The organism is Bartonella sp. LJL80, from assembly GCF_054871565.1.
In genome coordinates this window covers 200,199-212,233 of record NZ_JBTXLM010000005.1, presented here as the reverse complement: position 1 = coordinate 212,233, position 12,035 = coordinate 200,199, and the positions used below count along the sequence as shown (strand labels likewise).

9 protein-coding genes are annotated in these 12,035 nt (G+C 47.1%); 5 read left to right on the top strand and 4 right to left on the bottom strand.

Translation table 11 applies throughout. The features are described 5' to 3' along the window. Window positions 1-582: 582 nt before the first annotated feature. Both ACYSNS_RS10275 and mdlD read right to left on the bottom strand, forming a co-directional pair. Entirely contained in the window at window positions 583-1,698 is a 1,116-nt protein-coding gene (locus ACYSNS_RS10275) for an NAD(P)-dependent alcohol dehydrogenase (protein WP_461723061.1), read from the bottom strand. 21 nt (window positions 1,699-1,719) lie between these two features. Continuing rightward, window positions 1,720-3,030 (bottom strand): NAD(P)-dependent benzaldehyde dehydrogenase MdlD, encoded by a 1,311-nt coding sequence (gene mdlD / locus ACYSNS_RS10270; protein WP_461723060.1) that lies wholly within the window; start codon window positions 3,028-3,030, stop codon window positions 1,720-1,722. 301 nt (window positions 3,031-3,331) lie between these two features. Between mdlD and ACYSNS_RS10265 the strand changes: the two genes are divergently transcribed. From ACYSNS_RS10265 to ACYSNS_RS10255, 3 genes are read left to right on the top strand one after another with little or no spacing between them, the layout of a single operon-like run. After that, window positions 3,332-5,677, top strand: coding sequence for a CaiB/BaiF CoA-transferase family protein (locus ACYSNS_RS10265; protein ID WP_461723059.1), 2,346 nt, complete (start codon window positions 3,332-3,334; stop codon window positions 5,675-5,677). A gap of 8 nt (window positions 5,678-5,685) precedes the next feature. Then, window positions 5,686-6,480, top strand: coding sequence for an enoyl-CoA hydratase-related protein (locus tag ACYSNS_RS10260; protein ID WP_461723058.1), 795 nt, complete (start codon window positions 5,686-5,688; stop codon window positions 6,478-6,480). 14 nt (window positions 6,481-6,494) lie between these two features. Further along, entirely contained in the window at window positions 6,495-7,982 is a 1,488-nt protein-coding gene (locus ACYSNS_RS10255) for an acetyl-CoA acetyltransferase (protein ID WP_461723057.1), read from the top strand. A 6-nt stretch (window positions 7,983-7,988) separates the two neighbouring features. Here the strand turns inward: ACYSNS_RS10255 and ACYSNS_RS10250 are convergent, their stop codons facing one another. Beyond that, entirely contained in the window at window positions 7,989-8,921 is a 933-nt protein-coding gene (locus tag ACYSNS_RS10250; RefSeq protein ID WP_461723056.1) for a LysR family transcriptional regulator, read from the bottom strand. A gap of 182 nt (window positions 8,922-9,103) precedes the next feature. Here ACYSNS_RS10250 and ACYSNS_RS10245 point away from each other — a divergent pair, with 182 nt between their 5' ends. Beyond that, the gene (locus ACYSNS_RS10245; RefSeq protein WP_461723055.1) at window positions 9,104-10,138 is read left to right on the top strand and encodes a dipeptidase; all 1,035 of its coding nucleotides are present in this window, start codon (window positions 9,104-9,106) and stop codon (window positions 10,136-10,138) included. A gap of 1 nt (window position 10,139) precedes the next feature. Here the strand turns inward: ACYSNS_RS10245 and ACYSNS_RS10240 are convergent, their stop codons facing one another. After that, window positions 10,140-10,733 (bottom strand): TetR/AcrR family transcriptional regulator, encoded by a 594-nt coding sequence (locus tag ACYSNS_RS10240; RefSeq protein WP_461723054.1) that lies wholly within the window; start codon window positions 10,731-10,733, stop codon window positions 10,140-10,142. A gap of 92 nt (window positions 10,734-10,825) precedes the next feature. Between ACYSNS_RS10240 and ACYSNS_RS10235 the strand changes: the two genes are divergently transcribed. Further along, window positions 10,826-12,034: an MFS transporter gene (locus ACYSNS_RS10235; RefSeq protein WP_461723053.1), complete on the top strand. Its 1,209-nt coding sequence runs from the start codon at window positions 10,826-10,828 to the stop codon at window positions 12,032-12,034. Window position 12,035: the final 1 nt, after the last annotated feature.

The window sequence follows — 12,035 nt, the reverse complement described above, 5'->3', positions numbered from 1 at the left end:
CCCCCCCCCCCCCCCCCCCCCCCCCCCCCCCCCCCCCCCCCCCCCCCCCCCCCCCCCCCCCCCCCCCCCCCCCCCCCCCCCCCCCCCCCCCCCCCAAAAAAAATTAAAGCCAGCGGTAAACCACTAACCTCAAATCCAAACCCAACATATCTACCCGCACGATAAGCCAAAAATATCCCCTTTTTGGCAACCCAATATATGTTTTCTTCTAATATTCATTGCATTAAAAAGCAAGCCTTTAAATATATTAACTTTGAAAAAATTTGACCTTTTTCCCAAAATAATAAAAAATTTTGTTATGATGGTTCTTCCATCCATCGAATACAAGATTCTGAAATTTTAATATATATTTTTTTAAATATTATTAAAACATTGAACCAAATGCAAATTTACATCACTATTTTTTGCATAACCATCATTTTATAATCCAACTAATTATTAGACAACTAATATACTATATAATAAATTAAAAATATTTGTATTCACTATACAAATTCATAAAAAATTTAAATCTATAAACGCGATTATATGAGATCATGTCATATAATCGCGTTCGCAAATTTTCGCATTGGTTGAAAATTTTCACTGAGGAGCACTATAATTTTCGTCGAAAATGATAACAGGCTTAATCACCTTGCCTGATCTCGAATCGGCAAAAGCCTGTTCAATTTGATCTGGCTTATAAAACGATACAAGCTTATCAAATGGGAACCGTCCCTGTTTCCAAAACTCTATAATCTTCGGAATAAACAATTGTGGAACTGCATCACCTTCAATTACGCCACGAACAGTAATGCTCTTGACAATAATGTCACGGGTAAGATTAAGCTCGATATCCTTACGGCCAACGGCGACACATAACATTTTGCCGTATATTTTGAGGCAATTCATAGCTTGTAATTCAACACTATCAACGCCGGTTGTCTCAAAGCTATAATTTGCGCCGCCATTCGTAATCTGTTGTATGGTGGCGACAACATCTTCTTTGGAGCTATTGATAATATGCGTCGCTCCAAGAGAGCGTGCCAATTCCAGACGCTCATCATGTATATCGACAGCGATAATCTTCGTGCATCCAACCAGTGTTGCGGCCATCAATGCACTCAATCCGACTGCGCCCGTACCAAAAACAACCAAACTGGTTCCAGCTTCCGGTTGCATCACATTCAACACCGAGCCGCTTCCGGTCATAAAACCGCAACCGAGGGGCCCCAAATAGCGAAGGTCAATATCTGGTGAAACCTTAACCAGACTGCTTTCATGCGCTATACTGTAATTGGAAAAAGACGATTGTCCGAAGAATTGTGATACGTTGTCGCCTTCAGCTGTATGCATTACAAAGTTGCCGTAGCGGTTTTTGCCTTCGAAATTTAATGCACCAAAATTTTCACATGCGCCATTTTTTCCAGTAAGACAGCGCTCACAATGACCGCAGGACGCAAAGCCTATAACCACATGATCACCGACCTTTAATGTTGTCACGGCACTGCCTATTTTTTCAACAACACCAGCCCCTTCATGCCCCAAAACAATGGGGAAGTTAGCGGCCATGGAGCCATCAAGTACGGCTGCATCCGTATGGCACACACCGCTGGCGACGATGCGTACCAGCACTTCGTTTGCAGACGGATCCTCCAGATTAACCAATTCACAATGAAATGGCTGCTTGCTGCGTGTTACGATTGATTGCGTTTTCATTTCCTGTCAGCCTTTCATGGATTATCTGGTAATACGGATGGATTTACGATGAGAAAATGCCTCATAGCTATAGCGTCCATGATATTCACCCATGCCTGAAGGCCCGACCCCACCAAAAGGCAAGAAAGCCGATGCTGCGTGGTTGAGAACATCATTGATTTGCGCATCACCTGACGGAATTTGATCGAGTACCCGCTTGCCCGTATCGTAATTTTTGGTGAAGATGTAAGCCGCCAAAGGTTTAGGATGGTGCTGGTTCACGAGCGCGGCAACACTGTTCAAATCCGAAAAGGTTAAAACCGGCAAAATCGGAGCGAACAACTCCTGCTGCATTAAAGCATCATCCCACGAAACATTATCAACGATAGCCGGCTCAACATAGCGCGTTTCGCGATCCGCCTGCCCTCCTATGCGGATAGTTCCTTTTGTTTTTTCAAGGTAAGATAAGATCTTGTCAACTTGCGTCTGCGAAACAACTTTCCCAATTTTTCCCGGTTTCATCAAATTATGTTTTACATAATCGACCAGCTTATTCACCAACGCCTCTCTAACTGTTTCATGAACCAGTAGATAATCTGGTGCAACGCATGTTTGACCACTATTAGCAAATTTACCCGCGGTAACTTTTGCAACGACCTGATCAAGATCCGCGTCAGGGCAGATGATCGTAGGACACTTCCCACCTAGCTCTAAAACGACTGGTGTCAAATGCTCTGAGGCAGCCTTCATCACTATCTTTCCAACCCCGGGACTGCCCGTAAAAAAGATAAAATCAAACGGCAGCGACAATAAATAGCTGTTTTCTTCCACCGCTCCCTGGACAACCGCAAGGTATTCGGAAGGGAAAGCGCTCGCTATAATTTTTTCAATTACCATAGCCGTCATTGGTGTATTTTCAGAGGGCTTGATGATTGCCGTACAGCCGCTGACAATTGCTCCAACAACCGGCGCCAACGTTAAATTAATCGGGTAATTAAATGGCCCTATGATATAGCTGACACCAAATGGTTCTCTTTGGATCAAGAAGTCGGAAGGCTGTAGAAAACTATCCACCGGAGCTGTCTGCTCCACAACCCATTCGTCCAGATGCGAGAGAGCGACATCAATTTCTGATAAGACCACACCGATTTCCGAGCCATCAATATTGGCCTTAGTTTTTCCTAAATCTTTTTCCAGCGCGACATAGATTTCCGGGGCATGCTCGATAAGCGATTTCTTTAACGCCTTAAGCGCGTCTTTCTTAAAATCAATATTTCGTGTTTTACCCGTAGAAAAATACTTCTTTTGTCTTTCAAAGACTGAATATATCTTATTTTTTACGTCATTCTCCACAGCGAAACCTCCAAATTTTACATCATTATAGGATATTCATCGATCTCAAATTTCACAACACACATATTATTGACCTGTAATACTTTTTGTTTATTGCCAAAATTCTTTATCAACGAACATCATATGCATGATAACCCTATCACCCGATCACGCCGTTATTCAGACGAATATCTTATAAATCGCGTCGCTATTCGTATTAGACAATGGCAACGATGCGATCTCAAATAAGCCAGACAAGCTGAATGCCATCAATCGTTTCCGATTTCCTGGCGTCTTATCCTCACTTATCTGGAGAAATACCATGACTGCTCGTAAGCCTTTGGCTGATTTTGTTATTGTAGAACAACTATGTGGAGAAATCGCCTCGGTTGGGAAATTGCTAGCGGAATTTGGTGCCGAAGTTATCCGGCTTGAACCGCAACAAGGTCTTCCTGATCGAAGAGAACAAACTGATCCATCCCATATCATCGACTTTCATATCCACAATGCTGGCAAGCAAAGCATGGTCTGCACATTAACGAATTCGCCCATGGATGAAATTTTCAACCGTGCTGATGCATTTATTTTCGATCCAACGATTAAAAGCGATATGAACGTTGACATCGAAACCTATCGGCTACGATATCCGCATCTGCTATTGGTGTCCGTTAGTCCGTTTGGCAGCAATACGCGCATAAGTTCGTGGAAAGGGTCAGCGCTGATTTATAGCGCATTATCTGGTGAACTGGCACGTTCCGGCTATGGGATGCGGGAACCAATTCTGCCACCGGGAGAACTGACGGTTGGTTGTGCAGCGGCGCAAGCTTTCTTCGCTGTTGTGACTGGCCTTTATGATTGTTTGTTGAACGCTGCTGGACGGGCAATCGACTTCTCCATTTTGGATGGTGCCTCGCAAGCCCTCGACCCGGGATTCGGTATTACAGGCAGCTCATCCATGGGAGCGACGGCAGAAATTCTACCCCGCCAAAGACCAACAATATCGTCCTATCCAATCATCTCATGTGCCGACGGGAGGATAAGACTCTGCATTCTTTCTCCACGGCAATGGGAAGGTTTCCGTGAATGGTTGGGTAATCCAGCCGAGTTTATGGATAAAAGTTTCTACGATATCAATGTGCGCTTTAAATCGCCCGAATTGACCAAATTTATCAATGCGTTTTTTGAAAAGCATACAACCAAGCAAGCCGTTGAAGAAAGCAAGGGGTTTCACGTTCCATGCGCCACGGTACGTGGTCTTGTCGCCGCGATTGAAAATGAACATGTGAAGGCGCGCGGTAGTTTTTCTCATAGAACGCTGTCCGAAACGCTAACTATCCCTATGCCAAACGGCATGGTGACGATTGACGGACAGCGTATGGCCGTTGAGGACATCGCCCCGGACTTGGGAACGTTTAACATATCACGACTCCAGAAATTAAAGAGAGGCGAACCGGTATCAAACCGGCAGCACAACCGCGCGCGCCCGCTTGAGGGAATACGTATTCTTGATTTAGGCGTCATCGTGGTTGGGGCTGATACTGCCAAGCTTCTGGCCGATCTAGGCGCACAAGTCATCAAGGTGGAGGATCACACGCATCTGGATGGTTCACGATTAAGCGGTGATATGAGCTGGTCATTTCATCTCGGGCATCGCAATAAAAAAAGCCTCGGTATAAATTTGAAAACCCAAGAAGGCCACAACCTATTTATGGAGCTAGCCAAAGATGCTGATGTAATCCTGTCAAACTTCAAACCAGGTACATTGGACAAAATGGGACTGAGCTATGAAGTTATCAGCCAAGTAAACCCAGGTATCATCATGGTGGATAGTTCAGCGTTTGGTTCCAGCGGGCCCTGGGCAGACCGCATGGGTTATGGGCCTTTGGTGCGGGCAAAAACAGGCCTGACAACTCTTTGGGGATATGCTGATGACCATAGCCTTTGTGGCGACTCTATTACGATTTATCCTGACCATGTCGGGGCACGTATTGGGGCAGCTTGCGTCATCAGCCTCCTGATACGGCGCCTGAAGGATGGAAAAGGCGGCAGTGCAACGATTGCGCAATCAGAAATTGCTCTCAACCATCTTGCCACGTTAATTGCTATCGAAGCAGCTGGAGCCGAAAACAGATTAAATGACGTTCCCAATGGGATTTATCCGGCACGTGGATATGACGAATGGGTAGCGATATCTGTTAGCGATAATACAGAATTCGAAAAGTTGCTTGGCATTATTGCAGATCCGCTGCTGCAAAATGAAGATTACGCTACTTTTGATGGTAGACGCAAACATCGCCAATCAATCGAAGAGTGTATAAAGAGGTGGTTGCTGACCTTGGCCCCTGAAGATGCTGAAACACGATTGCAGCAAGCTGGTATCGCCTGTGCCCATATGAAACATGTGCAAGACTTGCCAGGCTTGGACTATTTCGTTGATCGTGATTTCTTCCGCACCGAACACAATCCGCTCCTTCCTGAAAGGACAATTGTCGCGGAAAAACAACCTTTTATCTCCGATATTGCCTTGGATGTGCCAAACCTGCCCGCTCCAGGTTTTGCCGCAAATACAATCGAAATTGCCAAAAACCTATTGCATCTCGATGATCAACAGATCGCTGCATGCATTGCCAAAGATATCCTACAAATTCATTCATCTGAAAAACAATGAGGCGCATTATGACCCATGATAAAGTACTGACGAATATTGAAAATGGCATTCTGACCATTGTCATCAATCGACCAGAAGTGCGTAATGCCGTCGATAGTGATGTGCATACGGGCATCGGGGATGCTTTGGAGGTAGCAAATCAACGATCAGATATTCGCGTTGTTGTCATTACCGGTGCGGGGGACAAAGCGTTTTGCGCGGGCGCTGATCTGAAAATTTTATCAGAAGGTAAAAGTATTGCGCCCGATGACCCTGTCAAAGCAGCATGGGGTTTCGCGGGTTTTGTGCGCCATCCTATCTCCAAGCCTGTTATTGCTGCAGTTAACGGTTTTGCCCTAGGTGGTGGCACAGAGATTACCCTTGCCAGCGATCTTGCGGTCGCCGCGCAGACGGCATCTTTCGGCCTGCCGGAGGTCAAACGCGGAATTATGGCGGCAGGTGGCGGTAGTATTCGTATAGCAAAGCAATTACCGGTCAAAAAAGCAATGGAAATCCTTCTGACCGGAGATCCTATCAGCGCCCAAGATGCATTGGCCTACGGCTTGGTCAACAAGGTCGTAGCAGCGGAGAACCTATTGGATGAGGCCTATGCCTTGGCGCAACGTATCGCAGCCAATGCGCCGCTTTCGGTACAAATGAGCAAAGCTGTGGCTTTGGGCATTGTCGATGGTTCCACACCATCCGAGGCCGCCGCTTGGGACCATATGAGCAAAGCCATACGCTTTTTGAAACAAACAAGTGATGCAAAAGAAGGAACGAAAGCTTTTGCTGAAAAACGCCTTCCCCATTGGACAGGCGCATAAGAAAGGGCCATAAAATGACTAAGTACAATATTCCTGTAATTGTCGGTGTCGGTCAGGTCAATGATCGGCCTGCGACACCTGAACACGGTTTAGATTCTCTAGGATTGATGATTGAAGCGTTGAAGCGAGCTGAACAGGATGCCGGTGGCAATTGGCTGAATGCGTTGGATTGGCTTGCAACAATTGAACAGATCTCCTATCCTGATTTGGGCGACGTCTTAGAACCTATATGCAATCATTTCGGAGCCAAACCGCAGTTTAGCAAAACCAGTCCATCCCCTTGTGGGCACTTTCCGGTGCGATACCTCAATGAGGCTGCGAACGCGATTGCGGAAGGCCATGTCAAAATTGCCGCAGTGACTGGCGGTGAAGCTTTGCGCACAGCTGCTGCACTTGCAAAAGAAAAGCTTGGCATCGCGCATAGGGATGTTTTTGCCGAATTTCATGCACAAAAAAAGCCGAGCTACGCGGAGCGTTATCACCTGAGTACACCGACGGATGTCTATCCTTTATATGAGAATGCGGCACGCAAGCTTTGGAAACAGACGTTCGCACAAGCACAACAGGAGAGCGGACAGATTTGGAGCCTTTTTTCAGAAATCGCAGATAAAAATCCCAATGCTTGGCTGCATAGCCCGATGACACCTGAGCAAATCGTCATTCCTTCACCGCAAAATAGGCCCATCACGTTTCCTTACCAGAAATATATGGTTGCCAATAGTTCGGTCAATCAAGGGGCTGCCTTCATCGTCACCAGTTTGGAGGAAGCGGAAAGACGCGGAATAGCGCGTGAACGGCTGGTATTTATCGGCTACGGCGCGGGAGCAAATGAGCCGGAAGATATTTTGAACCGTGACCAATATGGCCGTTCAGCCAGTATGCATATATCCATGCAGAAAGCGATAGAACTCAACCAATTGAAGCACGAAGATATTCGCGCCGTGGAACTTTACAGCTGCTTCCCATGTGTTACAAAAATGGCCCGTAGAACGATTAATTGGTCAGCAAACCGACCCGCTACCGTGGTTGGCGGGTTGACGTTCGGTGGTGCTGCAGTTGGCAACTATATGAGCCATGCCATCGCACAAATGACTGCACTATTGCGCGATAGCGGTGATGTCGGTCTCCTGTTTGGAAATGGTGGTTTTGCCACCTATAACCATACTATCGTGCTATCGGGAAAACCGTTTAAAAACCTTGAATTGCCGAAGAATATCGACTTTCAAGCGGATGCGGACGCTATGCGTGGAAAAGCGCCTTCCATCAATGAAGGCCATGTCGGTTCGGCAGAGATAGAGACTTATACCGCTTTTTATGATCGTGCAGGACAAGTCACAAGCGCGACGATCATCGCAAAAACACCAAAAGGCGAGCGCACCCTGGCTGAAATTGACGGTGCAGCCACGACGGAAATTGCCCGCCTGCTAAATCCTCAACAGGAAATGATCGGAAAAGCCGGCACGATCAAGTTTGTCAATGATCGTCAAAAGTGGCAATTTTAAAAAAAATCACGATATAAATGCCTTAGGGGATGGTGAGATATGATCATCCCCACCGGTCAATCGCCCCAAAACCAGATTCCAAAACAGTCTTGCTGTCGGCGTAGATTGTTCTTTTTTCCGGATGAGCGAAAAGGGAACCTCGTGTTCGAGCTGCACCCGCCGACGGATCAACGCTGGGTTAAGCTCGGCCGTATCTGGAAAATAGAGATGGCCATAGACAATCTGTTCAGCGCCTAACAAACGATCCATAAGATCATCGGTAATTTCAGGAATTTGGATTAACTCGGCACCGGCCTGTCGCAATGGAGAAAAATACTTGTCAAACAGAACCGGATGAAGTGCTCGCGTAAAGACGTAAATTTTCTGTCCGGCAAGTTTCTCAGGCTCGATAATTCTGCTTTTGGCAAGTTTGTGCATGCACGACATGACGAGGCTGATACCGAATTGGGTTATCTGCTGACACTCAAGGTCATCATAGGGCGCGTCGCCCAAGATAAAGGAAAGATCGAGTTCGCCCTGGCGCACCTTATCGATCAACGTTGGCGTCCAGCCCACATCCAATTCGATCCCTATATCGGGATAGCGTGCCGAAAATTGCTTTATCACATCTCGCCGCTGCGATATTTTATGGCTATAGGGAGGGGCACCGATCTTTACATGTCTGTCGTCCTTCCGGCGCAACTGCGCAGCTAAAGCCTGACACGACGCCATGCTGGCAGCAACGGTTTGCGCTACCTTAAGGAATTCCAAGCCCTTCGCAGTCAAATCGATATTGCGCGTGTTGCGGTCGAACACCGCGAAACCGAGCTGGTCCTCCAACTGTCGAATACGTGCCGATAACCATGGTTGTGCAACGTGCAACCTTTCGGCTGCACGTGTGAAAGAGAGTTCCTCCGCCACAACAGCGAATTGGATGATAATTCTTGGATCGAGTTTCAATTTCCCCCTCCCTCACATGATAAGCTGATCATCATTCACAAAGATCGTCAATAACATCCTGCTGCTTCATTTCACCAATCGGATAAATTTAACTTGATCCTATTGTCGTAGAACTATTATGGTTTAATCTTGCACACGAAGATGACTGTTTTGTGCAATCAGGTAATTTAAGGAACTATCGAATGGCTAACCCCGACATGCGTTGTTTTGATGGTCATAACGATATTCTTCTGAAAATCTGGCTGCGCGACGATGCATCGCCTGATTGTTTTATAGACGGCTTTGAACAAGCCCAGATTGATTGGCCTAAAGCCCAAAAAGGTGGTCTTGCTGGCGGGCTATGCGCTATATTTCCCCCGTCCTCGGGTGCTGTCGCCGATAGAGATGGCATCATGCCGCAGCTTTGCCAGCAGGAAGCCATGAAAGCCACACAAGGAATGGCGAAACTTCTCAAGTCGATCGAGGAAAAGGCACCTGATTCCTTCAAAACTTGCAAAACGGCTGCTGATATTCGTCTGGCGGTCGCTGATAAAAAATTTGCTGCCGTCTATCATATTGAAGGCGCAGAAGCGATTTCTGAAAGTCTTGATGAATTGTACCTCTTGCATCAACAAGGCCTGCGTAGTCTCGGTCCGGTTTGGAGCCGTCCCAATATCTTTGCTTTTGGAGTTCCATTTCGCTTTAACGCTTCACCCGATATCGGTCCTGGCTTGACAGAAGCCGGCAAACGGCTGGTTCATGCGTGTGATGAATTGGGCATTATGATTGATCTTTCCCATATGAATGAAAAAGGGTTTTGGGACATTGCCAAAATCTCCACCCATCCCTTGGTCGCCAGCCATTCAAATGCCCACCGTCTGTGCCCGCAAAGCCGAAATCTTACCGATCAACAGCTTTTGGCCATCCGTGACAGCGGCGGCCTCGTCGGCATTAATTTTGGGGTGAAATTTCTCCGTGCTGATGGTGAACGAAATGAAGACACTCCGTTGCAAACAATCATCGATCACATACGCTATATTGTTGACCTTATCGGCATTGATCATGTCGGTTTTGGCTCGGATTTTGATGGCACGACCTTACCGGCGGATCTGGCAGATTGTGCAGCACTTCCAGATTTGATCAATGCCATGAAAAATGCGGGCTTTACTTGGGATGAAATCCAGAAAATTGCATTTGAGAATTGGATTTCGCATCTGGAGCGCCTTTGGGGCGAATAAGTCATTCCCTTGAAATACGAATGCCCTTCATCAACATTGAAAAAGCTGTCCAAGCTTTTTCAAATGCGCTTTCGGGATCATCCGCATTTGCAATACCAAAAGCCGCGCTATAGAGCGCACCGTTGATCTGGCGTGTTAGAGCAGATGCATCGCATGGATAGATGTCACCGTTTTCCATCATCGAATTCAATGCAGAAATCATGATCTCGTGATATTTGTTCTGGCTTGGCCAATTGGAAATATCACCTAATATGGCAGGGCCATCACGCATAACAATTTGTTGTATTTCAGGATCGAGCATACACAAAAGGTAGGTGCGTGACTCGGCGATGAAGCGCTCCCATTCAGACGTCATATCCTTGGTAACGGCATCAATCGTCGCATCAATTTCACTGTCTATCTGTTCAATAACAGCCCGGAACAGCCCGACTTTATCGCCAAAATGGTGATAAAGCGCACCACGCGTCAAGCCGACTGCTGCTGTAAAATCGTCCATCGACGCGTTGGCATAACCTTTTCGCGCGAAAGCATTGCGCGCGCCCGAAATAAGCTTGGAGCGGGTTTCTGCAATCATTTCGGAACGACTTCGACGCAAGATAATTATCCTGTTTTTAAGAAAGACTATTGACATACGCATCGTATGTCAATAGTCAAACACATACGTTTCGTATGTTAATGGATAAAATAATGGCAAATGCTTATCGTGAAATTTTCCGGGCACCCGGAGCGGTGGCCTTTTCTCTAACCGGCCTTCTTGCGCGTGCGCCAATCTCGATGATCTCGATCGGGTTGATGACTATGTTTGCTGCCAAGGGTGACAGCTATGGCAATGCGGGCTATGTCGCCGCCAGTTATGTGTTGGCAAATGCTATCATTACGCCGCAAATATCTCGGCTTGCCGACCGTTACGGGCAGGCAAAGGTTGCCCGGCCGGCCACACTGATTTCGGTGACATCGCTTTGCTGCTTGCTGTTGGCTGCGCACTATGGGGCGCCACTTTACGTCTTGATTTTCGCGGCGGTGATGACAGGGTTTATGCCAAGCTTTGGCTCGTTTGTGCGGACACGCTGGTCAAAGTTGTATCGAGGCTCTCCACTTCTGCGTTCAGCTTTCGCTTATGAGTCTATTGTTGACGAACTCATCTTCATGGTGGGGCCGATCATTGCAATTGAGTTGACAACCCGCTTCTTCCCATCCGCTGGGCCGCTTGCCGCAGCAATCATTCTTCTTGTCGGATGTTGGTTTTTCACAGCTCAAAAATCAACCGAACCAGTCGCTCATGGCAATAATACAAATGGCTCGTCATCGGTAATCCGGCTTTTTTCGATACAGATTCTCGCCGTCATGCTATTTTGCATCGGCACGATCTTCGGTACGGCTGAGATAACCGCTGTCGCATTGGCGAGGTCGCTTGGACAATCGGCCTTTACAGCCCTTCCCCTTGTTGCCTACGCGCTTGGCTCGTTTATTGCCGGTATTGTCTATGGCGCATTACCCACCCGTATGGCATTGCCACGTCAACTTCTGTTATCGGTGGTCATAGCGGCAATTACCACCTTACCACTGCTTTTGGTTTCCGATCTGTGGAGTTTGACGATTGTTCTATTCATTGCCGGTGCTGCCTGTTCACCAACCATCATCATCTGTATGTCCTTGGTAGAAACAATTGTACCTGCTGAAAAGCTTACCGAAGGTATGTCTTGGGCGATCACAGGCATGGCAGTAGGCGTTGCGACGGGTGCTGCCTTGTCCGGTCAACTGATTGATGCATTCAAGCCTGAAAGCGGCTTCTATGTATCCATGATTGGCGGCGGGGTAGCATTGCTCATCGCATTGGTGGGCCAAAAATATCTGAAGCCCAAAACAATCATCCATGATCTGACGGATCTGAAATAGA